The 25,646-nt window shown below is 71.3% G+C and carries 32 protein-coding genes and 3 pseudogenes; 15 read left to right on the forward strand and 20 right to left on the reverse strand.

All coding sequences use genetic code 11. The annotated features are described in order from the left end of the window. Window positions 1–3: 3 nt before the first annotated feature. The 5 genes from IE142_RS18590 to IE142_RS18610 form a co-directional block, all read right to left on the reverse strand. Window positions 4–1,023, reverse strand: a complete 1,020-nt coding sequence (locus tag IE142_RS18590) for an AAA family ATPase (RefSeq protein WP_191886910.1) — start codon at window positions 1,021–1,023, stop codon at window positions 4–6. A gap of 149 nt (window positions 1,024–1,172) precedes the next feature. Next, entirely contained in the window at window positions 1,173–3,293 is a 2,121-nt protein-coding gene (locus tag IE142_RS18595; protein ID WP_191886815.1) for a VMAP-C domain-containing protein, read from the reverse strand. Beyond that, window positions 3,290–3,697, reverse strand: coding sequence for a CU044_2847 family protein (locus IE142_RS18600; RefSeq protein WP_229830656.1), 408 nt, complete (start codon window positions 3,695–3,697; stop codon window positions 3,290–3,292). The genes IE142_RS18595 and IE142_RS18600 overlap by 4 nt, the downstream gene beginning before the upstream one ends. Window positions 3,698–3,892: 195 nt before the next feature. Continuing rightward, window positions 3,893–4,075 carry a DUF6104 family protein gene (locus IE142_RS18605; RefSeq protein ID WP_019075209.1) on the reverse strand — a complete coding sequence of 61 codons (183 nt, stop codon included), beginning with the start codon at window positions 4,073–4,075 and terminating at the stop codon, window positions 3,893–3,895. 123 nt (window positions 4,076–4,198) lie between these two features. Continuing rightward, a complete protein-coding gene (locus IE142_RS18610) occupies window positions 4,199–5,014 on the reverse strand; it encodes a hypothetical protein (RefSeq protein ID WP_191886816.1) in 816 nt (271 codons plus the stop codon). A gap of 136 nt (window positions 5,015–5,150) precedes the next feature. On the opposite strand from IE142_RS18610, the gene IE142_RS18615 reads away from it, so the two are divergent. Both IE142_RS18615 and IE142_RS18620 read left to right on the forward strand, forming a co-directional pair. Beyond that, window positions 5,151–6,107: a DUF4097 family beta strand repeat-containing protein gene (locus IE142_RS18615; RefSeq protein ID WP_191886817.1), complete on the forward strand. Its 957-nt coding sequence runs from the start codon at window positions 5,151–5,153 to the stop codon at window positions 6,105–6,107. A 1-nt stretch (window position 6,108) separates the two neighbouring features. After that, a complete protein-coding gene (locus tag IE142_RS18620; protein ID WP_191886818.1) occupies window positions 6,109–7,176 on the forward strand; it encodes a PadR family transcriptional regulator in 1,068 nt (355 codons plus the stop codon). 68 nt (window positions 7,177–7,244) lie between these two features. Here IE142_RS18620 and IE142_RS18625 read toward each other — a convergent pair whose 3' ends face one another. The 4 genes from IE142_RS18625 to IE142_RS18640 all read right to left on the reverse strand — a co-directional run bounded on the left by IE142_RS18625 (window position 7,245) and on the right by IE142_RS18640 (window position 10,473). Then, entirely contained in the window at window positions 7,245–7,808 is a 564-nt protein-coding gene (locus IE142_RS18625) for a Clp protease N-terminal domain-containing protein (protein WP_191886819.1), read from the reverse strand. Continuing rightward, the gene (locus IE142_RS18630) at window positions 7,808–8,017 is read right to left on the reverse strand and encodes an RNA polymerase sigma factor sigma-70 region 4 domain-containing protein (protein WP_043383227.1); all 210 of its coding nucleotides are present in this window, start codon (window positions 8,015–8,017) and stop codon (window positions 7,808–7,810) included. The genes IE142_RS18625 and IE142_RS18630 overlap by 1 nt, the downstream gene beginning before the upstream one ends. 80 nt (window positions 8,018–8,097) lie before the next feature. Beyond that, complete coding sequence (locus IE142_RS18635; protein ID WP_191886820.1) at window positions 8,098–9,063, reverse strand: zinc-binding dehydrogenase; 966 nt, start codon at window positions 9,061–9,063, stop codon at window positions 8,098–8,100. Window positions 9,064–9,246: 183 nt separating this feature from the next. Further along, window positions 9,247–10,473, reverse strand: a complete 1,227-nt coding sequence (locus tag IE142_RS18640; RefSeq protein ID WP_191886821.1) for an NAD(P)-dependent malic enzyme — start codon at window positions 10,471–10,473, stop codon at window positions 9,247–9,249. Between the two features lie 642 nt (window positions 10,474–11,115). Between IE142_RS18640 and IE142_RS18645 the strand changes: the two genes are divergently transcribed. From IE142_RS18645 to IE142_RS18655, 3 genes are read left to right on the forward strand one after another with little or no spacing between them, the layout of a single operon-like run. Continuing rightward, on the forward strand, window positions 11,116–12,075 hold the full coding sequence (locus tag IE142_RS18645; protein WP_043380020.1) for an ABC transporter substrate-binding protein: 960 nt from the start codon (window positions 11,116–11,118) through the stop codon (window positions 12,073–12,075). Window positions 12,076–12,105: 30 nt separating this feature from the next. Continuing rightward, window positions 12,106–13,056 carry an amino acid ABC transporter permease gene (locus tag IE142_RS18650; RefSeq protein ID WP_043380022.1) on the forward strand — a complete coding sequence of 317 codons (951 nt, stop codon included), beginning with the start codon at window positions 12,106–12,108 and terminating at the stop codon, window positions 13,054–13,056. Next, the gene (locus tag IE142_RS18655; RefSeq protein ID WP_306432570.1) at window positions 13,053–13,814 is read left to right on the forward strand and encodes an amino acid ABC transporter ATP-binding protein; all 762 of its coding nucleotides are present in this window, start codon (window positions 13,053–13,055) and stop codon (window positions 13,812–13,814) included. Before IE142_RS18650 ends, IE142_RS18655 begins: the two co-directional genes overlap by 4 nt. 65 nt (window positions 13,815–13,879) lie before the next feature. Here IE142_RS18655 and IE142_RS18660 read toward each other — a convergent pair whose 3' ends face one another. Then, window positions 13,880–14,659 carry a class I SAM-dependent methyltransferase gene (locus IE142_RS18660; RefSeq protein ID WP_191886822.1) on the reverse strand — a complete coding sequence of 260 codons (780 nt, stop codon included), beginning with the start codon at window positions 14,657–14,659 and terminating at the stop codon, window positions 13,880–13,882. 101 nt (window positions 14,660–14,760) lie between these two features. On the opposite strand from IE142_RS18660, the gene IE142_RS18665 reads away from it, so the two are divergent. Next, window positions 14,761–15,390: a CGNR zinc finger domain-containing protein gene (locus IE142_RS18665; protein ID WP_191886823.1), complete on the forward strand. Its 630-nt coding sequence runs from the start codon at window positions 14,761–14,763 to the stop codon at window positions 15,388–15,390. Here the strand turns inward: IE142_RS18665 and sodX are convergent. Then, the gene (gene sodX, locus IE142_RS18670) at window positions 15,294–15,731 is read right to left on the reverse strand and encodes a nickel-type superoxide dismutase maturation protease (RefSeq protein ID WP_191886824.1); all 438 of its coding nucleotides are present in this window, start codon (window positions 15,729–15,731) and stop codon (window positions 15,294–15,296) included. The genes IE142_RS18665 and sodX overlap by 97 nt on opposite strands. Window positions 15,732–15,876: 145 nt before the next feature. Here sodX and sodN point away from each other — a divergent pair, with 145 nt between their 5' ends. Next, window positions 15,877–16,272: a superoxide dismutase, Ni gene (gene sodN / locus IE142_RS18675; RefSeq protein WP_043380034.1), complete on the forward strand. Its 396-nt coding sequence runs from the start codon at window positions 15,877–15,879 to the stop codon at window positions 16,270–16,272. A gap of 137 nt (window positions 16,273–16,409) precedes the next feature. Here the strand turns inward: sodN and IE142_RS18680 are convergent, their stop codons facing one another. Then, on the reverse strand, window positions 16,410–17,036 hold the full coding sequence (locus IE142_RS18680) for a site-specific integrase (RefSeq protein WP_191886825.1): 627 nt from the start codon (window positions 17,034–17,036) through the stop codon (window positions 16,410–16,412). A 7-nt stretch (window positions 17,037–17,043) separates the two neighbouring features. On the opposite strand from IE142_RS18680, the gene IE142_RS18685 reads away from it, so the two are divergent. The 3 genes from IE142_RS18685 to IE142_RS18690 all read left to right on the forward strand — a co-directional run bounded on the left by IE142_RS18685 (window position 17,044) and on the right by IE142_RS18690 (window position 18,195). Beyond that, complete coding sequence (locus IE142_RS18685; protein ID WP_191886826.1) at window positions 17,044–17,187, forward strand: hypothetical protein; 144 nt, start codon at window positions 17,044–17,046, stop codon at window positions 17,185–17,187. Window positions 17,188–17,218: 31 nt separating this feature from the next. Continuing rightward, window positions 17,219–17,449 carry a glycine-rich domain-containing protein gene (locus IE142_RS39430; RefSeq protein WP_502266898.1) on the forward strand — a complete coding sequence of 77 codons (231 nt, stop codon included), beginning with the start codon at window positions 17,219–17,221 and terminating at the stop codon, window positions 17,447–17,449. 77 nt (window positions 17,450–17,526) lie between these two features. Continuing rightward, complete coding sequence (locus tag IE142_RS18690) at window positions 17,527–18,195, forward strand: class I SAM-dependent methyltransferase (RefSeq protein ID WP_191886827.1); 669 nt, start codon at window positions 17,527–17,529, stop codon at window positions 18,193–18,195. Between the two features lie 10 nt (window positions 18,196–18,205). On the opposite strand, the gene IE142_RS18695 is transcribed toward IE142_RS18690, so the two are convergent. Next, window positions 18,206–18,559, reverse strand: coding sequence for a helix-turn-helix domain-containing protein (locus IE142_RS18695; RefSeq protein ID WP_191886828.1), 354 nt, complete (start codon window positions 18,557–18,559; stop codon window positions 18,206–18,208). 180 nt (window positions 18,560–18,739) lie between these two features. Next, window positions 18,740–19,116, reverse strand: a pseudogene (locus IE142_RS37535) (tyrosine-type recombinase/integrase); the annotation flags it as partial. On the opposite strand from IE142_RS37535, the gene IE142_RS18705 reads away from it, so the two are divergent. The 3 genes and pseudogenes from IE142_RS18705 to IE142_RS36770 form a co-directional block, all read left to right on the forward strand. Next, window positions 19,079–19,549, forward strand: a complete 471-nt coding sequence (locus IE142_RS18705; RefSeq protein ID WP_368857234.1) for a DUF3631 domain-containing protein — start codon at window positions 19,079–19,081, stop codon at window positions 19,547–19,549. The pseudogene IE142_RS37535 and the gene IE142_RS18705 overlap by 38 nt on opposite strands. Continuing rightward, window positions 19,546–19,668: a hypothetical protein gene (locus tag IE142_RS37370; RefSeq protein ID WP_268252968.1), complete on the forward strand. Its 123-nt coding sequence runs from the start codon at window positions 19,546–19,548 to the stop codon at window positions 19,666–19,668. Before IE142_RS18705 ends, IE142_RS37370 begins: the two co-directional genes overlap by 4 nt. A gap of 1 nt (window position 19,669) precedes the next feature. Beyond that, window positions 19,670–19,810 (forward strand): annotated as a pseudogene (locus tag IE142_RS36770) (NUDIX domain-containing protein); the annotation flags it as partial. 30 nt (window positions 19,811–19,840) lie between these two features. Here IE142_RS36770 and IE142_RS18710 read toward each other — a convergent pair. Continuing rightward, on the reverse strand, window positions 19,841–20,443 hold the full coding sequence (locus IE142_RS18710) for a DUF308 domain-containing protein (protein ID WP_191886829.1): 603 nt from the start codon (window positions 20,441–20,443) through the stop codon (window positions 19,841–19,843). Window positions 20,444–20,639: 196 nt separating this feature from the next. Between IE142_RS18710 and IE142_RS18715 the strand changes: the two genes are divergently transcribed. Both IE142_RS18715 and IE142_RS18720 read left to right on the forward strand, forming a co-directional pair. Further along, a complete protein-coding gene (locus tag IE142_RS18715; protein WP_191886830.1) occupies window positions 20,640–21,821 on the forward strand; it encodes a sensor histidine kinase in 1,182 nt (393 codons plus the stop codon). After that, on the forward strand, window positions 21,818–22,480 hold the full coding sequence (locus tag IE142_RS18720; RefSeq protein WP_191886831.1) for a response regulator transcription factor: 663 nt from the start codon (window positions 21,818–21,820) through the stop codon (window positions 22,478–22,480). Before IE142_RS18715 ends, IE142_RS18720 begins: the two co-directional genes overlap by 4 nt. Window positions 22,481–22,590: 110 nt before the next feature. Here IE142_RS18720 and IE142_RS39365 read toward each other — a convergent pair. From IE142_RS39365 to IE142_RS18735, 5 genes and pseudogenes are all read right to left on the reverse strand, one after another. Next, window positions 22,591–22,758 (reverse strand): annotated as a pseudogene (locus IE142_RS39365) (IS982 family transposase); the annotation flags it as partial. 177 nt (window positions 22,759–22,935) lie between these two features. Continuing rightward, window positions 22,936–23,394, reverse strand: coding sequence for a hypothetical protein (locus tag IE142_RS36775; RefSeq protein ID WP_229830663.1), 459 nt, complete (start codon window positions 23,392–23,394; stop codon window positions 22,936–22,938). Beyond that, entirely contained in the window at window positions 23,391–23,519 is a 129-nt protein-coding gene (locus IE142_RS37375) for a hypothetical protein (RefSeq protein ID WP_268252967.1), read from the reverse strand. Before IE142_RS37375 ends, IE142_RS36775 begins: the two co-directional genes overlap by 4 nt. Window positions 23,520–23,588: 69 nt before the next feature. Beyond that, window positions 23,589–24,206, reverse strand: coding sequence for a GNAT family N-acetyltransferase (locus IE142_RS18730; RefSeq protein ID WP_191886832.1), 618 nt, complete (start codon window positions 24,204–24,206; stop codon window positions 23,589–23,591). A gap of 260 nt (window positions 24,207–24,466) precedes the next feature. Next, a complete protein-coding gene (locus tag IE142_RS18735) occupies window positions 24,467–25,603 on the reverse strand; it encodes a family 2 encapsulin nanocompartment cargo protein polyprenyl transferase (RefSeq protein WP_191886833.1) in 1,137 nt (378 codons plus the stop codon). Window positions 25,604–25,646 lie beyond the last annotated feature (43 nt).

The raw sequence follows: 25,646 nt of genomic DNA on the forward strand, positions 1-25,646 counted from the left end.
CCCTCACCTCGACCGGTCGAGCCGCTGCATGAGCATGTCCGCTATGCGCTCGCGGGTGAGCCGTTCCGCGTGGGGCGTGTGCTGGGTGAGGAAGAGGGCGTTGAGCAGTTGGTCGGCGGCCATCACCTCGCCGGGTTCGCGGTCGAGGAACCTGCCGATCAGGTCCTGCCCCGCCACGACCCCCTCCTCGCCGAGGTGTGCCTCGACCATGGCGGTGAGCTGTTCCTCCCCCGGTGGCTCCAGTTCGAGCTGGACGCAGCGCCTCAGCAGCGGTGCGGGGAAGTCCCGTTCACCGTTGGAGGTCAGGACGATCAACGGGAATTCGGTGCAGGCGATCCGCCCGCCGTGGACGGCCACCCGGTCGCCGTCGTGCGACAGCACCTCGACGACGGGCTCCCGGTCGGCGACGCGTTCCAGCTCCGGGATGGCGAACTCGCCCTCCTCCAGCGTGTTCAGGAGGTCGTTGGGCAGGTCGAGGTCGCTCTTGTCGAGTTCGTCGATGAGCAGGACCCGGGGCAGATCGGACGGCAACAGGGCGGTGCCGAGCGGGCCGAGCCGGATGTACGCCCCGATGCCGGGGACCCGGCTCCCGCCGTCCCGCCCGTCGCCGCGGGCGCGTGCCAACTGGACGTCCTGGAGCCGGCCGATCGCGTCGTAGCGGTACAGGCCGTCCTGCAGGGCGGTCCGGCTGACGATCGGCCAGCGCAGCACCCGGCCCAGCTTCAGCTCGTGCGCGACGGCGTAGGCGAGGGTGGACTTCCCGGTGCCGGGGTTGCCGGTGACGAGGAGCGGGCGGCGCAGGTACAGGGCCGCGTTCACGGCGTCGACCTCGGCGGGACGGGGCGCGTAGTTCTCCACGGTGCGGCGGCGGACGCCGAGCCTGCGGGCGCCGCTGGGGTCCTCCGACCCGGCCGGCGCGCCGTCCCGCGCCCGCGTGAAGTCCCGCCAGGGGGGCGGCTCCGGTAACCGCCGTACGCCGTCGTGCGGCTGACCCACGCCGCGGTAGATCCGCCAGTCGTTCACCATGGGCTCCTTCCGGCTCTGGTGATCTTGCAGCGGTCCGGGCCGTTCGCCTACGACGTTACCGTCCGGGCGCCCGGCCTGCCGAGTCTCCCGGACGCCCGCGCTTTCCCGATACCCGGACACGAACGATTCCGGACCTTGATGCCTCGTCAGATGATCGGGGGGGCCGCCAGCGGAGGCGGCCGCATCGCCTCCGTTCCGAACTGCGGTCGGTCGGGGGGGTCGTAGAGGACGGCGATCCTCCCCGTGAGTCCCTCGCTCTCGGCGATCTCGGGGTCCATGGCGCCGATCCGCAGGTCTCGCACGTGCCCGTGCAGGCCCTCGGCGCGGCCGGCGAGGGAGAGCAGGCGGGCCGCGCTCCGGTGGAACGCCCGGCACGCGGCGTGGTCGTGGCCGTCCCGGCGCCACAGCACCAGCGGATGCCCGGCGGCAAGGGCGACGTCCATGGCCTCCCGCCCGGCGCCGCTGCCGACGGGCCCGCAGAAGACCGGGACGCAGCCGTCGCCGCTGCCCGACAACCGCCGGAGGGTGCCGTACCTGCTCTCGCGGCGTCCGCCGGAGTGGTGCCCGAAGTCCGTCGACTCGCCGCGCAGCGGTATGCCGGAGAGGGGCCCGCGCGCGGCGGCCGTCCAGCGCCGGCGCCATTCCGGGATCGGGGGCCGGGCGTTGCGGCGGCGGTCGCGGAGGAGGACCGTACGGCGCAGTCCGAGCGGCATGGACTGCTCGTCGAAGAAGTCGGGGTCCTCGTACTCGCCGCCCGCACCGCTCCCGCCGTCCGCACCGCCGTCGGTGACGAGTCGCCATTCGTCGATCGGTTCGTCGAGCAGGGCTCGGGGCAGGAACGCCTCGATCACCGCCAGGTGTTCACCGCGGTCGCCCAGCCGCAGGGCTTCGGCCAGCGGCTCCCTGAGGTGCTCCTGGAGCTCGTGGCGCCGCACGCCGAGGTCGTTGCTGTAGACGGGGGTGACGTCACGGCCGTCGTAGAGGAGCCGCACGCTCAGCGGATAGCGCTCCCCGTAGACCGGCTCGCCGATGTCGAGGAGGACGTCGGCTCCGGCGCCGGACGGGGCCTCGCGCGCGAGGACGGGTCCGGCGGACCGGGCGGCGGCCGGCGCTCTCACGTCGGCCAGGAGCCGGTCGACGTCCTCGCGGATCGCGGGCTGGGCGTACAGGACGGCCTGTTCCGCGATCCACCGGGTGAAGCGCCGCAGCGGCTCCGGGTCGGTCTCTCCCGGACGTTCCAGCACCGCGTGCCGGGCCACCTTGGCCGCGTACAGCAGTACCGCGTCCAGGTCGAGCTCGGGCCTGCTTCCCTTGTCGCCGAGGTCGCGCAGCCCGTGCAGCAGGGCCGCGCCCTCCCGCCAGGTGCGCAGGTCCTCGGGGAACGGGGAGCGGAAGTCCGACCGCACCACGCGGGCCTTGGCCTCCTGCACGAGGCCCGCGATCTCGCCCGGTCCGCCGGGTGGCGGCAACTGGGCGAGGTGGCCGTAGAGGTGGACGCGCTGGGCGGGGGTGAGTCCGGGGGTGCCAGGATCGCGCAGCCCGGTCTGGACGCGCGTCCAGTCGGGGTCCGCCCCGGGGCGGTGGAAGCGCGCGAGGTGGTGCAGGTCGTGTTCGCGCAGCACGGTGTGGAGTACGTCGCCACCGCGCATGTCGTGCAGCTTCCGCAGCGCGGTCATCGGGGTCGCGGCTCCCTCGGCGTGCCCGACGGACTGCTTGACGCCCTTGTTCATGGCGATGACGGAACCGTGGCGCAGGTCGACCACAGGGCCGCCCGACAGTCCCTCCACCGGCAGACCGCCCGAGAGCAGCAGGGCCGGTCCGTCCCAGCCGCTCGCCTCACCGACGCGGTGCCGGATGCCCAGGGCGCCGGTCTGCCGCGACCAGCCGTGCAGTGAGACCGGGGCCGGGACGGCCGGGGTCCGGTCGCTCAGCCAGACGCACGGGGCGTCGTCCGCGCCGTGCACCCGCACCAGCGCGATGTCCGGGAACTCCCAGCGCCCGCGGCCCGCCTGTCCGGGCTCGGGCCGCGGCTTTGCGAGCACCACCTCGCCCGTGGTGGTGCCGCCCTGCCAGACGACCCCCACGGGGCCCCGACTCCGCCACACCTCCGCTCCCCCCTTCCCCACGACGTGGGCACAGGTCAACAGCCAGCCCGGCGCTATGAAGAATCCCGAACCCCAGTAGTCGCCACGCTCCGGTGCATACCCGTCACCCGGTGCGACGATGCGCGCGAGCGAGGGGCGCACCAGGTCTTCGAGGGCGCTCATTCGGCCCCGGAGGTCCGGTACCGGGACGGGACGCCGGCACCGCCCTCCGGCTCCGGCGCCGATGCGCCGTCCCGCCGGGCCGGTTCGGTCCAGGTCAGCGACACGGTCAGCGAGGCGTTGCCACCGCCGCCCGCGATGGCGCCCACCACGGTGCCCGCCTGCGCCGACAGTTCGATGCCGAAGCCGACGGAGACCTCGACCGATTCCTGGGTGTCCAGTCCCGCGCGCAGGGAGCGCACGACGCCGCCGACCGTGTCGGCCAGCCCTCCCGCCATGTCGATGACGCGGTCGCGCACCCCGGTGTCCTCGAAACCGTCCCCGGTCACCGCGTCGTCGGTCGCGCTCACCCTTGCCCAGACGACGGTCCCGTCGTCGAGCCGTACCTGTTCGATCCCACCGGCCACGGCGCCCCCGTCCGTTCGTTTCCGGCTCCCCCGCCGCTGTGTGGGTGTCTTACCCCACAAGGGGGAGCAGACTAAACCCCGGTTCGCGCCCGGCGCGAGGGGACAGCCGGGTCGCCCACCGGTTCCCGTCCCACCGGAGCGGTGCCCCCCTCCTGCGCCCTCCGCCCACGAGGGCCTGACTCCCTGCCCCGGCCCTCACTCGTCGTCGTCCTCGTCGTCCAGCCGGGCGAGCCAGGTGGCGAGGCGCTCGACGGGCACCTCGAAGTCGGGGTTGAGGTCGACGAACGTACGCAGTTGTTCGGCGAGCCACTCGAAGGTGACCTCCTCCTCGCCGCGCCGCTTCTCCAGTTCCTCGATGCCGCGGTCGGTGAAGTACATGTGGTGTTCTCCTGCGTGCGTCCGTGTTCCGAATCCGTCCCCAAGACTATGCAAACGGCGCCGCGCGGGCGCCGGGGCGGTGAGGCCCGGCACACGCCTGGCCGGATCGCCGGCGAACCTTCGTCACGGCCTCGGCGGTGCGGGCCGGACCAGGCCGAGCGCTCCGTGACAGGTCAGCACGGCGCCCAGCCCGGCCCAGCCGCCGCTGCGCCGCCGTGCGCCCCAGGCCATGAGCGGCACACCGGCCGTCACCTGGGCCAGTGCGAGCACACGGCGATCGGGGCGGTACCCGCACGGCAGCCGGACGGCGAGCCGGGCGGCGCCGCGTCCCCGCGCCGGGGCGGCCCACCGGGCGTCGGGCAGGGCGCGGGCGCGCTCGAGCAGCCGATGGGCGGGTTGGCCGATGCCGAGTCCGGTCGGCAGCGAGACGCCCGCGCGTGTGAGGACCGCCAGCAGTCCCCGCAGCCTGGCCCGGGCGTCGGCCTCGCGGTCCGGCCGGGTCAGCCGGTCCAGTGACTGGAGGTCCAGTACGGGGTCCAGGCCGAGGCGGGCGGCGAAGGTGCGCATGGCCTCGTCCTCGCCGGCCGGGGTGCCGTCCGCGAGCCACACGTAGCCGACGGGACGGCGGAAACCGGACGCGAGGGTGTAGCCGGCCCGGTCTGCGTCCCACCACAGCGCGAGTACGGGCCACGGGGCGCCGACGGCGAGCGCCGCGGCCCATCCGGTGACCACGCGGTCGACCGGATCCTCGCCGAGCTGCCAGGGCCGGCCCTCCGGGACGAGCACGCTCCACTTCTCCCCGGCCCGGACCAGCGGCATGCGCTCGCCCAGCAGCGGGGCCACGGCGGCGACGGAGTCCGGCTCGGCGCGGCACAGCAGCAGAGCACCGGGAGTGGCGCCGGAGCCGGGTGCGGATTCCTCCGCCTCTTCCGTCGACATGCTCACAAACTAGGCCAATCTCGCATCTTCGGCCGGTCACGGATCACTGGAACGGGTGTCTTGACTTTCCATGTCCGCGATATATCGTGAATAGACAGGACGCGATATGCCGCGTTCGGTCGAGGAGGTCTGCACCATGTCCGAGTGGTCCGTCGCGGAGCCCATGAAGCTCACCTTCGACGAGTCCGTCAGTGAGCTCCAGGTACGCATCGTCCATGGAACAGTGAACGTCGTGGGCACCGACGAGGGTTCCGCCCGCCTGGAGGTCTCCGAGATCGAGGGGCCACCCCTGATCGTGACCCACCAGGACGGCGTCCTCACGGTCGCCTACGAGGACCTCCCCTGGAAGAACTTCCTCAAGTGGCTCGACCGCAAGGGCTGGCGCCGCAACGCGGTGGTCTCCCTCGCCGTGCCGACCGGCACTCGCGTGGAGGTCGGTGTGGTCAGTGCGGCGGCCGTCGTCTCCGGACTGGAGGGCCGTGCCGAGGTGAAGGGCGTCTCCGGGGACACCACGCTGGTGAGCCTCACGGGCCCGGTCCGCGCCGACACCGTCTCCGGGAACGTGGAGGCGCAGGCACTCGCCGGTGACCTGCGCTTCAATTCCGTTTCCGGTGACCTGACGGTGGTGGAGGCCGGTTCCTCCGTTCGGGCCGACTCGGTGAGCGGTTCGATGATCGTCGACCTGGACCCGGCGGGCGGGCCGACCGACATCAGCGTGAACAGCGTCTCGGGCGAGATCGCCATCCGGCTGCCCCAGCCGGCCGACGCGAAGGTGGAGGCCAACACCGCCAGCGGCAGCGTCTCCAGCGCTTTCGAGAATCTGCGGGTGACCGGCCAGTGGGGCGCCAAGCGGATCACCGGCCGGCTCGGCGCGGGCAACGGCCGACTGAAGGCCACCACGCTCTCCGGATCCATCGCCCTGCTGCGCCGCCCGGCGGCGGAGGAGGGGCCGAGGGGAGAGGATGCGCCGGATTCCGGTCCGGGCCCGGTGGACGACGTGCATGACGACTCGGGGGACAATTCCGCTTCCGGCCAGGACCACGGCACCACCGCCACCCCGGCCGACGGCACGACCGACAAGAAGGTGCTCTGACATGCCCCCCGTCTTCGCCCACGGCCGCCTGCGCCTCTATCTCCTCAAGCTCCTGGACGAGGCGCCGCGCCACGGCTACGAGGTGATCCGGCTCCTCGAGGAGCGATTTCAGGGCCTGTACGCGCCGTCGGCGGGCACGGTGTACCCGCGCCTGGCCAAGCTGGAGGCCGAGGGCCTGGTCACCCACACCACCGAGGGCGGGCGCAAGGTGTACGCCATCACGGACGCCGGCCGCGCCGAGCTGTCCGACCGCAGCGGTGAACTGGCCGACCTGGAGTTGGAGATCCGCGAGTCGGTCGCCGAGCTCGCCGCCGAGATCCGGGCCGACGTGCGCGGCGCCGCGGGTGATCTTCGCCGGGAGATGCGGGCCGCGGCCAGCGCGGCACGTCGGGGCGCCGGTTCCGGGGCGCAGGGCGAGGGCGGCGGTTTCTCCACCGGTGCCGCGACCCCCGACGACAGTGAGGCCTGGCGCGCGGCCAAGGAGGAGATGCGGCGCGTCAAGCAGGAGTGGAAGGAGCAGGCCCGCCGCGCCAAGGACGAGAGCCGCCGCGCCCGTGAGGAGGCCCAGCGGGCCCGGCGCCAGGCCAAGGAGGCCCAGGAGCGGGCCCGGGTGCAGGCGCAGGAGGAAGTGCAGCGCATCGCCCGGCGGGTCCAGGAACAGGTGCAGGACCACTTCGCACGGGGCGACTGGCCGACGGGACTGCGCGAGGGCCTGAGCGAACTGGCCAGGGAGGTCGGCGACTTCGGTAAGGACGTCGGGAAGGAATTCGGCCGGGACCGGGGTTTCGGCCGCTCCGACGCCGGGACGGCCACCCACCGGGCCGAGTACTCGTCCACGCCCGAGGACTTCCCGGCCGGTTACGAGCCCGCCTGGGCCCACGAGGACGCCGCGGAGTCCACCGGCGACCCCGCCCGCGACCTGGACCGGCTGCTCGACCGCTTCCGGGACGACATCCGGGACGCGGCCCGGGACCACGGGGTCACGGCCGACCAGCTTCGTGAGACGCGCCGCCATCTCTCGACGGCGGCGGCCCACATCGGGGCGACGCTGCGGACACCCAAGTCCTGAACCCGGGCACGGCACCCACGGTGCGGCGCTGAGGAGCCTGGTCGGGGGGGTGCCACGGGCAGCGCCCTTCAGGCGCAGGCCTCCCCCGTGTCGCCGCCCAGCGCCCTGGTCAGCGACTCGTGCGTCACCCCGTGGTCGGCGAGCACCTCGGCGGGCACTCCTGGGCGGACGGTCAGGGCGAGGAGGATGTGCTCGTCCCCGATGCGCCGGTCGCGCCGGGCGACGGCGACCCTCAGGGCCTTCACCAGCACCTCCTCGGCCCCCTTGCTGAAGCTGCGGTGCCCGGACCACCAGCGCGAATCCTTCCGGTCACCGGACATGGCGCCGACGCCATGGGCCTCCTCCACGCGGGCGACGATCTCGGAGACGTCGATCCCGAGACCGGCGAGGGCGTCGGTCTCGGCCTGCGACAGCCCGGCACGGCGACGCGCCTCCGTAAGGGCCTGCCGTACCGCGTACCCGCGTCCTGCGACCCCCAGCGCCGCCAGCGCGAAGGAGGCGCGGCTGCCCTCGCGGTCGAGCAGGGCGAGCAGCAGGTGCTCGGGATCGACGGTCTGCGCCCGCGCCTCCTCCGCGTACCCGACCGCCCCCTGCACCACGTCCCGGGCGTCCTTCGTGAACCGCTCGAACATCAATGCCTCCCGTACTTCTTGTGCACGGCCTGCCTGCTGACCCCGAGTTCGGTGGCGATCTCCTGCCACGACCACCCCTGATTGCGCGCACCGCGCACCTGCACCGCCTCCAGCTGCTCCAGCAGCCTGCGCAGTGCGGCGACGGCCCGCAGCCCGACCCGGGGATCGCGATCACCCGCGCGTGCGGCGAGATCGGTTGCTTCGCTCATGCAGTCAACGTAGGTTGACACCCCGGAGTGTGCCAACACTGGTTGACACGCTCCGGGGTGCGGGAGGCTCGGAGAACGCGTCAGGAACCGCTGAGCACGATCTTCCCGAACTGCTCGCCGGAAGCCATCCGCTCGAAGCCCTCCCGGGCGCGGTCCATCGGGAGCACCTCGTCGATGACCGGACGGACACCCGTGGCGGCGCAGAAGGACAGCAGGTCCTCCAGCTCGTCCTTGGTGCCCATCGTGGAGCCGACGACCTTGAGCTCGAGGAAGAAGATGCGGGTCAGCTCGGCGTGCGAGGGCCGGTCACCGCTGGTGGCCCCGGAGATGACGAGAGTGCCGCCCGGCTTGAGCGACTTCACGGAGTGGGACCAGGTGGCCGCGCCCACGGTCTCGATGACCGCGTCGACCCGCTGCGGCAGCCGCGCGCCCGTCTCCACGGCCTCCACGGCGCCCAGCTCCGACGCGCGCTTGCGCTTGGCCTCGTCCCGGCTGGTGGCGAAGACCCGCAGTCCCGCGGCCTTGCCGAGCACGATCGCGGCCGTGGCGACCCCACCGCCGGCGCCCTGCACCAGCACCGAGTCCCCCGGACGCACCCCGGCGTTGGTGAACAGCATCCGGTACGCGGTCAGCCAGGCGGTCGGCAGACAGGCGGCCTCCTCGAAGGAGAGCTCCTTCGGCTTGGGCAGGATGTTCCAGGTCGGCACGGCGACCTGCTCGGCGAACGTCCCCTGGTAGCGCTCCGTGAGGATCGAGCGGGGCTCCTCAGGACCGACGCCGTGACCGGTCTGGCCGATCACGGAGTGCAGGACGACCTCGTTGCCGTCCTCGTCGACACCCGCGGCGTCACAGCCGAGGATCATCGGGAGCCGTTCCTCGGGGAGGCCGACGCCGCGCAGGGACCACAGGTCGTGATGGTTGAGGGAGGCGGCCCTGACATCGACGACGCTCCAGCCGGGGCGGGCCTCGGGAGCCGGGCGCTCTCCCAACTCCAGGCCGGTCAGCGGCTGGTCGCGGTCGATTCGGGCGGCGTAGACAGCGAACATGACCTTGACGATAGGTAACACACCCGCCGACCGGAACCACGACGCCGTGTGACACACGCCCTCTTGCCTCCGGCCACCCTTGCTGCGGGCACCCCTGCGGCCCCGACGACGCCGCCCGACCCGAAAAGCGAACGGCCCCGCCCACCGGGGACGAGGCCGCTCCACATGCAAGGCGTCACACGGTCACCGCCGCGCGACCCCCTCCGCACGGGCCGCCGCCGCCACCGCCGCCGTGACGGCCGGCGCCACGCGCTCGTCGAACGGGGACGGGATGACGTAGTCCGCGGCGAGGTCGTCGCCCACCACGGAGGCCAACGCCTCGGCCGCCGCGAGCTTCATGCCCTCGGTGATCCGGGACGCGCGCACCTGCAGCGCACCCGCGAAGATGCCCGGGAACGCCAGCACGTTGTTGATCTGGTTCGGGAAGTCCGACCGCCCCGTCGCCACGACCGCCGCGTACTTGTGCGCGACCTCCGGGTGCACCTCGGGGTTCGGGTTGGCCATCGCGAAGACGAAGGCACCTTTCGCCATCGAGGCGACCGCCGGCTCCGGCACCGTACCGCCGGAGACGCCGATGAAGACGTCGGCGCCCGCGAGGGCCGACTCCAGCGAGCCGGACAGCCCGGCCTTGTTGGTGAAGGAGGCCAGCTCCTGCTTCACCGGCGTCAGGTCGTCCCGGTCCGCCGAGACGACGCCCTTGCGGTCCGCGACCGCGACGTCCCCGACGCCGGCCTCGACCAGCATCCTGGCGATGGCGACACCGGCCGCGCCCGCGCCGGAGATGACCGCCCGCAGCTCGCCCAGGGTCCGCCCGCTCAGCCGCGCCGCGTTCCGCAGCGCCGCCAGCGTCACGACCGCCGTCCCGTGCTGGTCGTCATGGAAGATCGGGATGTCGAGCCGCTCCTGGAGCCTGCGCTCGATCTCGAAGCACCGCGGCGCCGAGATGTCCTCCAGGTTCACGCCGCCGAAGGAGGGGGCGAGCCGCACCACCGTCTCGACGATCTCGTCCGCGTCCGTGCAGTCCAGCGCGATCGGAACCGCGTCCACACCGCCGAACTGCTTGAAGAGGATCGCCTTCCCCTCCATCACCGGAAGGGAGGCCTCGGGGCCGATGTCCCCGAGCCCCAGAACCGCCGTACCGTCCGTCACGACCGCCACGACCGAAGACTTCCACGTGTAGTCGTGGACGAGGTCGGGCTGCTCGGCGATCGCGCTGCACACTTTCGCGACGCCGGGCGTGTACGCCAGGGACAGGTCGTCCTTGTCGCGGACCGGCACGGTGGCCTGCACGGCCATCTTGCCGCCGCGATGCAGCGCGAACGCCGGGTCGAAGGAGTCGAGGGGCTCCCCCGTCTCCTGCACCGTACCGGCGTCGCTGTCGCTGCGAGGATTGACGATCTCCGCTGCCACTTTGTCTTACCCCTTAAGAGTTCATGGTTTGAGGGTTTGTCCACTCCTGGTGAGGAATGGGCGGGCACCGCGCAGGAGGATGGCCGACTGGGCCACAGGGAGGCCTGCGCGACGGGCGCGCCGCACACGCGCCCTGAGCCCCTGATGAGGGGTGTAAAGCACCTTCTTACCCGACGGACACCCCCCGCGACGAGTCGGATAAGCGCAAGCTCACATGTCGGACCCCGAACGCCGGATGCCGGTGACATGGCTCATAGCCAGGGATCAGGACAACTTTCTCCGACCTCTTGACAGGCTTCCGCAGCAAGCACTCGACAGCCCCACGCACCGACGGACCGTCTCCCGATATCGGGGAATGCCGAAGATCTTTCGGCTGGAAGGGAAGATTCCCGTAAAGGTTCGGTCGTGATGTACCGACCTGGTGCGGTTCGGGCGGTCACCCGTTACCCGATTTTGACATGGCGTCCCCCCTGAATGGCCGAGTCCGAATGGCAAGATGCCGTAATCACACGAGGTCGCGACACTCGAAGGCGTGTGCTCTCGTCGACCCAGGGCGCCTGTCGGTCCTCCGGCCGGCGCCCCGCTCCACCGGAACTCCACCGTCACCATCGGCATCTCCATTCATCCGCCGGAGGAACCACCATGACCGCAAGCTCCACCCGTCGTACGACCGCCGCGCATTCCCGGACAGCAGCGGTCGGTGCGATCGCGGTCGCAGGCGCCCTGCTGCTCACCGGATGCGGCGACCAGACCGAGAAGAGCGACTCCGGCAGCGACAACCAGTCCGCCGTGTCGGCCCCGCTGGCCGACAAGCTGCCGCCGGCCATTCGCGACAAGGGCGTCATCAAGGTCGGTTCCGACATCGCCTACGCCCCGGTCGAGTTCAAGGACAAGTCCGGCGAGACGGTCGGCATCGACCCCGATCTCGCGAACGCCATGGGCAAGCAGCTCGGTGTGACGTTCGAGTTCGAGAACGGCACCTTCGACACCCTGATCACCGGTCTGCGTTCCAAGCGCTACGACATCGCCATGTCCGCGATGACCGACACCAAGGACCGCCAGGAGGGCATCGACTCCGAGACCGGCAAGAAGGTCGGCCAAGGCGTCGACTTCGTGGACTACCTCACCGCCGGTGTCTCGATCTACACCAAGAAGGGTGACGACCAGGGCATCAAGACCTGGTCCGACCTGTGCGGCAAGAAGCTGGTCCTCCAGCGCGGCACGGTCTCCGAGGACCTCGCCAAGGCCGAGAACGAGAAGTGCCCGGCCGGCAAGAAGATCGCCATGGAGGCCTTCGACAACGACCAGCAGGCCCAGACCCGCCTGCGCGCGGGCGGCGCCGACGCCGGCTCCTCCGACTTCCCGGTCGCGGCCTACGCGGTGAAGACCTCGGGCGGCGGCAACGACTTCCAGCTCGTCGGCGAGCAGGTCGAGGCCGCCCCGTACGGCATCGCGGTGTCGAAGGACAACACCCAGCTCCGGGACGCCCTGAAGGCGGCGCTGGACGCAGTGATCGCCAACGGCGAGTACAAGAAGATCATGGACAAGTGGGGGGTGGCGGAAGGCGCCGTCACCGAGGCCACCATCAACGGCGGCAAGTGACCGCGCGCCGGGCGCTGAAAGGCAACATCCGTGACTGTTGACATCGACAAGACGCCGGGCGGCCCGGCCGGCACCCCGCCCGCCGGGCCGGAGGCCATCAAGGCCATCCCCGTCCGGCACTACGGGCGGTACGTCTCCGCGGTCGTCGCGATCGCGCTGCTGGCCGCGGTGGTGTACGCGTTCTCCCAGGGCAAGATCAACTGGGGTGCGATCCCGGACTACTTCTTCGACGACCGTGTCCTGACCGGCATGGGCAAGACGCTGCTGATCACCGTCCTGGCCATGCTGATCGGCATCGTGGGCGGCATCCTGCTCGCCGTGATGCGGCTGTCGAAGAACCCGGTGACCTCGTCCATCGCGTGGTTCTACATCTGGTTCTTCCGCGGCACTCCGGTCCTGGTGCAACTGGTCGTCTGGTTCAACCTGGGCCTGGTCTTCGAGTACATCAACCTGGGCCCGGTCTACCGCGACGAGTGGTCCGACTTCATGACGCCGTTCCTGACGGCGCTGCTCGGCCTCGGCCTCAACGAGGCCGCGTACATGGCGGAGATCTGCCGCGCCGGCCTGCTCGCGGTCGACGAAGGCCAGACCGAGGCGGCGCACGCGCTCGGCATGAGCCACACCAAGACGCTGCGCCGGATCGTGGTCCCGCAGGCGATGCGCGTGATCGTGCCGCCGACGGGCAACGAGGTCATCAACATGCTGAAGACGACCTCGCTGGTGTCGGTCGTCCAGTACGCCGAGTTGTTCCGGGTCGCCCAGGACATCGGCCAGACCTCAGGCGCCCCGGCGGAGATGCTGTTCCTCGCGGCAGCCTGGTACCTGCTGCTGACCTCCGTATTCAGCGTCGGCCAGTACTACCTGGAGCGCCACTACGCCCGCGGCTCCAGCCGCAGCCTGCCGGCGACCCCGCTGCAGAAGATCAGGGCGAACCTGCTGTCCCTGTCGAACCGCTCCAGCACGACGGGAGGCACCGCATGACCGCCATGGTCAAGGCCGAGGGCGTCCACAAGTCCTTCGGCGCCGTCGAGGTCCTCAAGGGCATCGACCTGGAGGTGAAGCAGGGCGAGGTGTTCTGCCTCATCGGCCCCTCCGGCTCCGGCAAGTCCACCTTCCTCAGGTGTATCAACCACCTCGAGAAGATCAACGCCGGGCGTCTGTACGTCGACGGCGAGCTGGTCGGCTACCGCCAGAAGGGCGACAAGCTCTACGAGCTGAAGGACAGCGAGGTCGCGGTCAAGCGCCGGGACATCGGCATGGTCTTCCAGCGCTTCAACCTGTTCCCGCACATGACGGCCGTCGAGAACGTCATGGAGGCCCCGGTCCAGGTCAAGGGCGTCAGCAAGTCCCAGGCCCGGGAGCGCGCCACCGCCCTTCTGGAGCGCGTGGGCCTCGGCGACAAGGCCGGCAACTACCCCTCGCAGCTCTCCGGCGGCCAGCAGCAGCGCGTAGCCATCGCCCGGGCCCTGGCCATGGACCCGAAGCTGATGCTGTTCGACGAGCCCACCTCGGCCCTCGACCCCGAGCTGGTCGGCGACGTCCTCGACGTCATGCGGGACCTCGCCGAGTCGGGCATGACGATGGTCGTCGTCACCCATGAGATGGGCTTCGCCCGTGAGGTCGGCGACAGCCTGGTCTTCATGGACGGCGGCGTGGTCGTGGAATCGGGCAACCCGCGCGACGTCCTGACGGACCCGCAGCACGAGCGCACCAAGGCGTTCCTGTCCAAGGTCCTCTGAACACCCGCACGCACGCCGGAGGGGCGGTACGGACGTCCGTACCGCCCCTCCGGCGTGGCCGTGGGCTACTTCAGCGCCAGCAGCAGCGTGTCCGACGGCGAGCACCACACCGGCCGCGCCTCGCCGAAGCCCTTCTCGCGAAGCACGCGCGCGTGCCACTGCGCCGAGGGCGTGTCGCCGTCGGCGTGCTCGCCGTAGATCTCGAAGCGGCGGGCGGTGGGCCCGGCGAGCACCGGGTCCTTGGCGGCGAGCTGCCACCACTCGGACCAGTCGAGCGCACCCCCCGCCTTGGCGGCGTCCATCTGAGCGTGCCGTCGTGCGCGCTCCGCCGCGTTGATCCGGGGCGTCGTCTCATCGATCATGTGGTCCGCGTTCATGAAGACACCACCGTCGCGGACGATCTCCGCGACCCGACCGTAGAGGGCCGCGAGGGGTTCGGCGTGGAGCCAGTGCAGGGCCGTGGCGGTCAGTACGGCGTCGTAGGAGTCGTACGGCAGCTTCGCCGTCCAGTCGGGGTCCTTGAGGTCGGCGGTGACCAGGGAGACCCGTTCGTCGCCGGCGAAGGTGCCCTCGGCAATGGCCAGGAGGGCCGGGTCGAGGTCCACGCCGGTGCTGGTGGCCTCCGGGAAGCGGGCCAGCAGGCGGGCCGTGATGGTGCCGGTGCCGCAGGCGAGGTCGAGCACCCGGGGCGCGGGGCCGACCAGCGCCTCGACCATGTCCAGCATGATCCGGAAGCGTTCTTCCCGGTCGGGCATGTACCACTCCTGCTGCCGGTCCCAGCTCTCCTGCCAGGCCTGCCAGTCGGCCACGGGTGTGGTGGCGGTGGTGATGTCCGCGTCCGTCATCGAGCCCCTCCGTCGCATGTCGTCACGTAATACCCTGGAAGCACGATCAGCCATTACCTGACCGCAGGCACGACCATAGAGCCCCTCCGTAAGGACTACAAGTGGAACTGGCCTATTACTCGGATTACGCCGTACGTCTCGTCAACACCGAGGAGCCGGCCCGGGGGCAGGACTCCCTCACCTCGGTCGAGGCCGTCCGCGAACTCTTCGGCGCCAATCAGTCGGCGGCCCGTCGCGCCACGGACGCGGACGTGACCCGCTTCCGCTCGGTCCGGGGACGGCTGCGCGCGGTCTTCGAGGCGGCCGACGGCGGCGACGAGACCCTCGCCGTGGACCTGCTGAACTCGCTCCTGCTGGAGTTCCCGGTGAGCCCGCAGATTTCCGGCCACGACCATCGCGACGACGACGGCAGCCCGCTGTGGCACATGCACCTGGCCGACCACCCGTCCAACGCGACCGCCGGTTTCGCCGCCATCGCGGCGATGGGCCTGGCCTTCCACCTCACCGAGTACGGCGTGGACCGCCTGGGCCTGTGCGAGGCGGCCCCTTGCCGCAACGCCTACCTGGACACCTCGACCAACCGCTCCCGGCGGTACTGCTCGGACCGCTGCGCCACCCGCGCCAACGTGGCGGCCTACCGCGCCCGCAAACGCCTGGAGGCCGACCGGTCCGCCGGCACCGGCCGGAGTGCGGACAGCGCCCAGCGGACCACGGCGAACGGCGAACGCTGACCGGGCTTCGGGGGTCGGTACCGCACCCGCACCCGCCCGAGCACGAGCTCCTCGGGCACGACCCCGTAGTCGGTGCTGTCCCCGCCCGCGAAGGCGTTGTCGCCGAGCACCCACCAGCCGGCCCCCCGCCGCTCGGCGGCCCGCTTGACCACGAGCAGGTCCTGCTGGAAGGGATGCCGCAGCACGACCACGTCGCCCGGCCTCACCCGCGCCCCCCAGTGCACGAGCAGCACGTCACCGTGGTGCAGCGTGGGCACCATCGACGGCCCGGTCACCTCGGCCGGTCCGAAGGGCAACGCCCCTCTCGCGCGTTCGGTCTCCTGCGACAACTGCTCCGGCATGACCCGGCACCTCCCCGGTCTTTCCTTCACCAGTCTCAGTCTCACCCCGGACTTTTGTCCTAAGCCCACGGGGGCACTCGCCGAAACGGGCCTCCCAGGGAGTAATGTCCCCCCTGAGAAGACGATCACGAGGAAGGAACGCTTCATGCTTTCCCGCCTGTTTGCCCCCAAGGTCACGGTCAGCGCCCACTGCGACCTGCCCTGCGGCGTGTACGACCCTGCCCAGGCCCGCATCGAGGCGGAGTCGGTGAAGGCCGTCCAGGAGAAGATGGCCGGCAACGACGACCCGCACTTCCAGGCCCGCGCCACGGTCATCAAGGAGCAGCGCGCCGAGCTCGCCAAGCACCACGTCTCCGTGCTGTGGAGCGACTACTTCAAGCCGCCGCACTTCGAGAAGTACCCGGAGCTGCACCAGCTGGTCAACGACACCCTCAAGGCCCTGTCGGCCGCCAAGGGTTCGACCGACCCGGCGACCGGCCAGAAGGCCCTGGACTACATCGCCCAGATCGACAGGATCTTCTGGGAGACCAAGAAGGCCTGATTCGCTACCGACCATGGACTCCCTCCCGGCAGGGTTAACCAGCAGGTCAGAGCGATACACAGAGGAGCCCGACCGTGCGATACGGCCGGGCTCCTCTGGCGTTTCAAGATCCAATGGGAGACGTTCGGGAGACGAGGTCAGGACGACGGTCGACGCCTCTCCCACTGCGGGGCCTCCTCGTCCACCGCCGACTTCTCCCACGCCTCCTGGAGCGCCCGCGCGATGCCCAGCTCCATCTCCGGAGACGTGTGGCTGTACGTCCCCTCCGCGCCCTGGAGCTTGTGCCCCATCCGCTCCTCGACGGCGACCCGCGGGTGGCCCTGTTCGTCCAGCCAGACCTCGTGCCCGTGGCGCAGGCCGTGCGGCACCATGTCGGCCAAGCCGTCGACCGCGGGGAGCGCCGGCGTCGCCTTGCGACCGCGGCGGATGGGCTCGGCGTCCTGGCCGACGAGGATGGGCTTCCAGAACCGCCCGTAGGACTGGTCGTCCACGCGGAGCGGCCGGCCGCGCTGCGAGGGGAAGACCAGTGTCGGGTGCGCGTTCAGGGCGAGGACTTCGGACAGCAGCTCGCCTAGGAACGGCGGGAGGATCAACGTCCGGTAGCTGGAGTACTTCGGCGGGGTCAGGGTGAAGCCCTTCGGCAGCCTGATCTTCTGTCCGGCGCGCAACCGCGCGCCTGCGGCGAAGTCGTTGGCCTCCGCTATCTCCCCGGCTCGCTTCGCGTCGGCCAGGCGCAGCTCGGCGATCGACTCCAGCGTCTCCACCCCCGAGGTGACCGGCCGGCTCGCCCGCCGTATCACCACCGACCACGCGGAGATCGGCGAAGAGACCGCGCGTCGCATCGTCGGCCAGGCCGCCGCGTTCATCGCCGCGTCCGGCCAGCAGCCGGGCCAGTCCTTCGCGCGCGCCGAGTGAACTGGTCGATTACGGCTGGCACGCGTTCATCCTGCACACCGTCGACTACGCCGAGTTCTGCCAACGCGTCGTCGGCCGCTTCGTCCACCACGTCCCGACCGACGAGGACGAGGACGCGCCCGGCGGCCCGGCCTCCGCCCGGGAGCGTGCCCTCGCCGCCATCACGGCCGCCGGCTACACCGTCGACGAAGAGCTGTGGCCCGACCTGGCCAAGTGCACCCAATGCCACGCCGGGTGCACCGACAGCCCCAAGAACGGCTGACAGCACGGCACCATCTGTACAACACTCCAGCCGTCCGGTGTCACAGCCGGGCGGCTGGCCCTATGAGCGGAGCACACGTGACAGACACCGCGATCGCCTGGGATACCTACTCACGGCAGCGCCCCGAGCGACGGCCGGTCAACGCCTTCGGCGAGGAGACCTGGTTCAACTGGACCCAGTACGCGGACCACGGCCCCGGCGTCGAACTGCTTGAGGTTCAACCGGGCGCACGTGTCCTGGATCTCGGCTGCGGCAAGGGTGGCAATGCTGCGCACCTTGCCACGCTCGGCGTCATCGCCGTCGGCGTCGACGTCTCGCCCTGCCAGCTTGCTGCGGCCCAGGAGCGGTGGGGCTGGGTTCCCGGCCTGGAGTTCCACCAGACGGAGGCCGTCGCCTTCCTGCGCGAGGACCAGCAGGGGTTCGACGCCGTGTACTCGGTGTACGGCGCCGCCTGGTTCACCGATCCGGCACTGTTACTGCCGGCGATCCGCGAGCAGCTGCGCCCGGGTGGCCGGCTCGTCTTCTCCCAGCGGCCGCCGGTGCCCGGCTGCTACGGCTGCCAGGCCTCGTACATCCCGCGCGGCGCCGACGAGGACCCGCTCGTCGTGAAGCGGTGGGACTACGAGCCTGACGCCTGGGAGCAGCTGCTGAAGGAGTACGGCTTCACTGACGTCGACGCGACCGTCCTGGCGGCGCCTCCCGGCAACCGGACGGTCGGCACTTTCGTCGTGCGCGCCCGAGCCTGACCGCGGCCCGTCAGCCGACCAGATCCCGCAGGGGCACGTCGAGGGCGTCAGCGATGAGCAGGAGGGAACTGTAGGGCGGATCGCTCGTGCCGGGCTCGATGCGTTGCAGTGTGCGACGGTCGATACCGGTCATCTCCGCGAAAACCTCCTGCGTGAGGTTGGCGCGGGACCGCAGGTCTCGGATGCGATCTCCCTGCTCACGTCGCCGTGTGTAGGTCCAGTCAGGAAGATCGCGGGGCACTCGACAACGGTCAGAGCGACATGTCCCAATGTCAGCGTCAGGCGGGTCGCGTTTTTCGATCTTTGTTCCACAAGACGGCCGCCTGTCCGCCGAGCACCTCCGGCGGGCAGGCGGTCTTTGCATGTCCGGCCTGCGTCTCGCCGCCAGGAGGGGTGGGAGAATCCATGGGAGATGATCAAGAGGAGTCGTTACGCAACGCTGCTAGGTTCTGCTAGATGCGCACATCGCTTCGCCGCAGGTCACAGCCATATGCCCAGGTCAGCAGAAACGCCGCCTACCGTCCCATCCGATCGACAGGATCTTCGGGCGTGCGGCAAGGTGCGCGAGGACGGCGTCGGTGACGACCTCGCCGACCGGGACGGTGCGCCGGGACTGCGCGGTCTTCGGCGGGCCGATCTTCCCCGACTGACTGGAGCCGCTGCCGCTCGACGCGGATGGCGTCTGCCTTGAAGTCGACATCCGACACCTTGAGGCTGGAGCAACTCGCCTGCTCGCAAGCCTGATCCGGCAAGCGTGACGATGGCTGCACGGATGTACGGCGGCATCACCCGGGCCATGGCCTCGACCTGGGCGACCGTAGGGGGCGTGACCTCCTCGTCCGACGTGGGCGGGAGGGTGATCCGGCGGCACGGGCTGGACGCGATGACCTTGTCCTCCACGGCTGCGGTCAGGACGCGCACGATCGCCCCGTTCCGCTCGCGCTCCGTTCCGGAACTGAACGCGCTGCGGGACCGGCTGACCGCGTGGCTGGCCCCGCTGCGGAGCACGGCAGAGGGCTTGGTTCCGCAGATGCCGGTCGAGGACCGGGCCGCCGACACGTGGGATCCGCTGGAGATCGTCGCCGACTTGGCCGGCGGGCACTGGCCCTCCCGCTCCCGGGCCGCCTGCCTGGCGATGACCCGCAACGAGGTGGTCCAGGATGAGCAGACGAGGCTGAAGAGGCAACCAACTGCTGCGCGACGTCCGCCGCGTGTTCGAGCAGGAGGGCCACAAGGAGGCTCTGCGCAGCCAGGACCTGCTCGCCCCCTCCTCCAGGACGCGGAGGCACCATGGTCCGAGTACGGAACCAAGGGCCTGAACGCCTACCACCTGGCCAACTCATGGAGGGCATGACCTCCGACCGAACCCGTGAGGCGATCACCTCAATCCGCTCCACGCTCGCGGTCTACCAGCGCCGCCGCGTTCCCGGTACCGCTGATCTCGCCCGCCGCGCCCGCGAGGCCCTCGCCTGACATGCCCAACAACCCGCCCGACGAAGGGCACACCGTGACCCAGCAGACCGACGACCAGCCCAAGGCCCTCAAGCCGGCGCTCGAACCGATGACCCTGCTGGTCGCCGGGGTCATCGTCCACGACGAGGCCACGCCGCGCCTCCAGGAGAGGCGGTGGCTCCGACGGCGGTGGTCAACGCTGCTCGCGTCGGCCGCGGACGGTCAGGGCGATGACGGAGACGAGGAACCAGAAGGCGCCGAAGGCGGAGTATCCGGCGACGGAGGACAGGCCGCTCGTCGGCGAGGCGGACATGGCGGCGAAGGAGCCGCCGGCGAGGACGGACAGTCCGCCGCTGATGACCATGGGCCACTGGGCGCCGACGGTGCGCCGGCGCCGGATGGCCACGACGAGCTGGATCGCTCCGGAGAAGAGGGCCCAGACGCCGAACACGAGCAGGGCCGTCCCGATGGTGGAGAAGGCGGCGGCGAACATCCCGGCGGCGGTGCCGAGGCCGAGAGCCACGTTGATGGCACCGACGCGGTCCATGGGGCCGGTGCCGGCCAGGCGCCGCTCCAGGAGCGTGGCGACGGCGTCCCACAGGGGGTAGATCACGAGCAGCACGGACGCGGTCGCGGTGGGCTTGTCCGTCGAGACGAGCGAGGCGGAGGTCGTCACCACGAGTGCCACCCAGATCAGGGAGAAGGCGACTCGGACTAGGTGGAGCGAGCGGAGCCCGGAGGGCGTCGTCGCAGTCGGGGTCGTGGTCGTGCGCGAAGTCACGGTGGTCTGCGTCATCGGGTGTCCCGTGGGGTGAGCGTGATGGTGTGAGACGGTCGCCTCAATGACGAGTCTTGGCGACCTCGGGACAGTCCGTGTACTTCGAACGAAGTAGTTCTGCCGTCTCCTTCGCACCGCAGGGGCCCCGGGCCCGGCCCGCCGTCTACTTCGTTCGAAGTACACGGCCGCTGCACATGTGGCCGAGAATCGGACCATGGTCAAGGTGCAGAACAATCAGGTCGGGCCCATGGCACCCTTGTGGGTCCGCCGCCCCGAGGCGCTGCACCTCGCCGCCTACGCGGTCGCCGCGCTGGTGTTCACCGGCCAGATCGTGGCGGTGGTCCTGCGCGGGTCGGAGGGGCCGACGGTCCTGTCCGTCCTCCTCGCTGGCGGCGGTGTCGCCCTCTCCTGGTGGCGGCCGTGGGCGGGACTGGTCGTGGCGAGCGGGGCGTCTTTCGCCGTCACCGCGGTGGGCCACGATCCCCTGTCGGTGTGGATGATGGCGGTGCTCGTCCTCTTCTCGGTCACCCTCAGGGGGAGACAGCCGCTGGTCGGAATCGGCATCGTGGCTGCCTTCTTCCTGGGGGCGTTCATGACCGTGGGCGGATTCCGCGGCGGCGCGATCGTGGGGTCCGCCGCGCTCTTCTCGGCCGTCGCGGGAGGGGCGACCGGGGCCGCGCTGCGCATCCACCGGGAGCACTGGCTCACCCTGGAGGAACGGGCCGAGAGCGCCCTCGCCACCCGCGAGATCGAGGCCACCCGCCGGGTGACCGAGGAACGGCTCCGCATCGCCCGGGACCTGCACGATGTCATCGGCCACCAGGTCGCGATGCTGAGCATGCATCTAGGTGCCGCGGAGATCGGGCTGCCCGAGGACGCCGTGTCCGCCCGGCAGGCCCTCGGGTCGGCCAGGACCAGCGCCCGCACCGTCGTCGTCGAGACCCAGCGGATCCTGGCGCTGCTCCGCCTCGGGGACGACAGTTCCGACGACGAGGCGCTCCGGCCGACCCCCGCGCTCAGCGGCCTGGAAGGCCTGGTCGCCTCCTTCGAGAGCATCGGCCTCGACGTCCGGCCCTCCCTCGACATCCCCACCGGTTTCGTGGAACCCAGCGTCGGCGTGACGGTCTACCGAGTCGTTCAGGAAGCACTCACGAACGCCTACCGGCACGGAGAGGGGGCTGCGACGGTGGAGGTGCGCGAGCGCGACGGCCGGATCTGCCTCACCGTGGAGAACCGCGTCGGTCACTCGCCAGGCGGCTCCGGGCCGGGCGGCGGACTCGGACTCGTGGGGATGCGCGAACGCGTCGAGTCCTCCAACGGGCGGCTGACGATCGACAGCGGCGAGGGGCGATTCCGGGTCCACGCCGAGTTCAGCCCGCTGGGAGCCGCCGTATGACGACACGGATTCTGATCGTCGACGACCAGGACGAGATCCGGGCCGGCATCAAGGCGATGCTCCGGCTCGACCCGGATCTGGTCGTCGTGGGTGACCTCTCCGACGGACTCCAGGTCGTCCCCTTCCTCCGGGACCACCCCCTCGACCTGGTCCTGATGGACATCCGGATGCCCGGCATCGACGGGGTCGAGGCCACCCGCAGGATCCGCAAGGAGCACCCGCCCGAGAAGCTGCGGGTGATCGTGCTGACCACGTTCGACCAGGACGACATCGTGCTGGCCGCCCTTCGCGCGGGTGCCAACGGCTTCCTGAGCAAGACCGTGAGCCCCGCCGAACTGGTCGCCGGAATCACCGAGGTCGTGGGCGGTGGCGGTGCGCTTTCGGCCGCCGCGACGGCCGCGCTCATCGGGCACATGACCAACAGTCCACCGCCGGTGATCGACCGGGAGCTGCTGCGCCGCTTCGACGCCCTGACCCCCAGGGAGCGGGACGTGGTCGTGCTCGTCGCGAGCGGTCTGGGCAACGACGAGATAGCCGCCCAGATGTCGGTGTCGCCGTTCACCGTGAAGACGCATGCGGTGCGGGCGATGACGAAGGTCGGCGCACGTGATCGAGCGCAACTCGTCTCGTTCACCTTCCGGGCCGGCCTCTGCCCCTGAGCCTGCCGAGCAGAACCCCGGAAACAGGTGGCCGCCGTGGAGATGCCGAGCAGTCCGGCGGGCGGGACGGCGTGGGCACGTACCCGGAAGACCTGCCGTTGCGCTGCGCGAGCGGCGTGCCTGGACCCGTACCTGCGGAGCCGGGCTTGCGCCACGGCAAGGCGGACGAGCTCGGAGTCGGTCAGCAGCGGCGGCTTCCCTATCCACCGGGTCCCTCCGATCTCGTTGCCGATCTTCACGTACAGCGCGGTCCAGAGGGTGTTCAGGTCTTGCGTCACAACATGATCTTGAGCGCCCTCTCCGCAAGCCCGCGCACCGGCCCGACATCGGCCTCATTCGTCTAGTGGCTGTCCGGCCCTGATCCGCCGGACAGCCCTCGGTGCATCGGATGAGCAGTCCGCAGACAGTCCGCAGGACACCCGATCAAGACCGTCGCACCCCATCGCCACCCAACATCAAAAGGCCAGGTCAGCGCCCCACAGGGAAGATCCCCGCAGGTCGCCGACCTGGCCGATCACTAGGAGACCAAGAAGGCCTGACCCTCGTTCACGCCTTGGACGCACGGTGACCCGTGCCGCACGGTCTTCAGATCCGCACCCGGTCCGCAGGCCGCCGAGCACGGCGCCGTCGCGGTCCGGGTGCGGTCGTGTCCGGCCTCGGACCCGCCTCAGACGGGAGACCAGGCCCCGGCGCGCCCAGCCCGTCCTGCGCAGTCCTGCCCGGACGCAGTAGGCGGCCACGACCACCGCGAGCGCCGCGGCGCCGGGAGCGGACGGGACGGCGTTCATCGCGGCGACGCCGATCACCACGGCGACCAGGCCGTCGAACTGCCACGCCACGAGCAGCAGGCCGGAGAGGTCACCGAGCGGCGTGACCACCGGGAGCAGCAGCGACAGCGGCAGGTGCAGCTTCATCTCGCGCAGAATCTCGCGCCGAGGACGAGCACCACCGACCCGGCGACGAGCAGCGCCGTGTCCGGCAGGCGCCCGCCGTACGGGAGACGGTGACGGTCGGCGCCGACGCCAGGGACCGCGTCCACGCCGTGACATGCCGGTGCTCGGCACCACCGGGAACCCATTCCGTTCTCCAGCACTGCGAGGAGAGCGGTTCAAGCGCTTTGCCGCGGCTCACGCCACATCGGCCACATCCTGGGACCGTCCGGCAGGTCCAGGGCCCGGCCGGTGCACTCGAAGCCGAGCCGTTCGTACAGTTCCCGGCTGCGGCCGCTGCTCGCTTCCAGATAGGCGGGCAACCCCTCGCGGTCGCACCGGTCCAGGACCGACTCGATGAGCGCGGTGCCCAGCCCCTCGCCCTGCCGGTCGGGGGCCACGCCGATCATCCACAGGTACTCGTGGGCCCGGTCGGAGGGGTGGATGCCGTCCGTCAGCCGGGCTATCAGCTCCACCCGCTCGTTCTCCGGGTCGACGGCCTCACGGACCAGGACGGGGACGTCGTCCCCGCCGTCACCGCGCTCCTCGCCGGAGTCCTCGCCCGCGGGTACGGACAGCCAGAGCGCGCATGCCGCGCCGTCCTCGGTTAGGTCGATACGCCCGTCTGCGAGCACGGCGTCGGTGAATGCGGCCATGAGCCGGTGGTGAGTCCGGCGTCGGTACTCCTCGCCGGGGAAGACCCAACCGCTCACCGGATCGTCCTGGAACGCCTCGTCCAGCAGCCGGACAACCAGTTCCCGGTCGCTTTCCCGCGCCGTCCGGATCGCCACACCCATGCCACGTCCACCCTCTCACCTCAACCGCGTTCACGCGTACGGCGGTTGAGCCTATCCGTCGCCTTCGGCGGACGGTGGGGAGCGTTCCCGGACGAACGTCTGGAGGGCGGGCCCCGCACACCGTGGGGAAGTGCGGGACCCGCCGGACCGGAGCCCTCAGCGGGCGGCCGTACGTCGGTCAGGTCCGTACGGCCCTGTACGGGCTCCGGGGTCCTGCCGGGCCGCCCGGCCCGACCGGAGCGCCGGACGGCCGGGGAGGGTCAGGTGCTGCGCCGGGTCACGAACTCGGCCAGCGCGAGGAGGCCGCCCGCAGCCCCCGGGTCGGGCACGGCACGGGCCAGTTCCTGCATCGCCCGCGCCATGCGGTCGGCCGCCTGGGTCTGGGCCCAGTCCCGGCCGCCCGCCCGCTCCACTGCCAGTGCGCTGCGCTCCAGGTCCTCCCTGTCCTCGTCGTACGGTGCCGCGTACAGCGCGGCGAGTTCGGCGGCGGCAGGGGTGCCGGAGGTGAGGGCGGCGACCACCGGCAGGGACTTCTTGCGGGCGGCCAGGTCCGCGCCGGCCGGCTTGCCGGTACGGCGCGGGTCGCCCCATATGCCGATGACGTCGTCGATGAGCTGGAACGCCAACCCGGCCTCCCGGCCGAAGGCGTCCAGTGCCTCCACGTCCTGGTCGGCGGCCCCGGCGTACAGCGCGCCGAGGGCACAGGCGCATCCCAGCAGGGCGCCCGTCTTGGCCTCGGCCATGGCGAGCGTCTCGTCGAGGGTGACCTCGTCCGGGGCGCGCCGCTCCATGGCCGTGTCCGCGTGCTGGCCCTCGCAGAGTTCCATGACGCAGTCGGCGAGCCGGGCGGCCGCCGCCGCCGACGCCGGGTGCGGGTCCGCGGCGAGCAGCCGAAGGGCCAGCGCCTGGAGGGCGTCCCCGGCGAGGATCGCGTCGGCGTCGCCGAACACGGTCCACGCGGTGGGCCGGTGGCGCCGGGTGGTGTCACGGTCCATCACGTCGTCGTGCAGCAACGTGAAGTTGTGGACCAGTTCCACCGCCGCCGCGGCCGGCACCGCCGCCGCCCGGGCCGCGGGCCCACCGAGCGCGGCGGCCGAGGCCAGGACGAGCGCGGGGCGGATCGCCTTTCCCGCGTTGCCCGCGGCGGGTGTGCCGTCCGCGTGCTGCCAGCCGAAGTGGTAGAGCGCGATCCGCCGCATCGACGCGGGCAGCGACGCGACGGCGGACCGCAGCCCGGGTTCGACCGACGCCCGGGACTCCCGCAGGAGCGCCGCCGCCTCGTGTCCGTCGGAGAGGCTGTCCGGCTCCTCGTCCCGCTGCCCGCCGATGCCCCCTTGCCTCTCCAGCGTGCCGGTGGGCCGGCGCGCTCCGGCGGTGCCGTGCGGAGCCTCCGTCATCGACTCACTTCCCCCCATGCGCCCGCGACCGTACCCCCGGGAT

Source organism: Streptomyces mutabilis (assembly GCF_014649815.1).
Classification (GTDB): Bacteria; Actinomycetota; Actinomycetes; order Streptomycetales; family Streptomycetaceae; genus Streptomyces; species Streptomyces mutabilis.